The organism is Pseudomonas sp. SDT291_1_S447 (genome assembly GCF_054070155.1).
This window is the reverse complement of the sequence record NZ_JBSVXS010000498.1, coordinates 1-208: the sequence shown is the minus strand read 5'-3', so window position 1 is coordinate 208 and position 208 is coordinate 1. Positions and strand designations below refer to the sequence as shown.

Sequence of the window (208 nt, the reverse complement as noted above, 5' to 3'; positions counted from 1 at the left end):
GTGGGTGGCTTTGCCGCCTTGCTTGAGCTTGAACAGGTTGAGGTGATGGCGATACCAGCGGCTCAGACCGTAGAGCACCAGGATGGCGAACACGGCAAACAGCCCAAACCAGGCGATATGGCTCTGACCGTAGGGAATGATGATCGCGGCCGCCAGCAAGGGGCCGAAAGCGCTGCCGGTGTTGCCACCGACCTGGAAGGTCGATTGA

General features: G+C 60.6%; 1 pseudogene. It reads right to left on the bottom strand.

Annotation, left to right across the window (positions count from 1 at the left end):
- A pseudogene (locus tag ACW9IR_RS30535) lies at positions 1–208 on the bottom strand (MFS transporter); the annotation flags it as partial.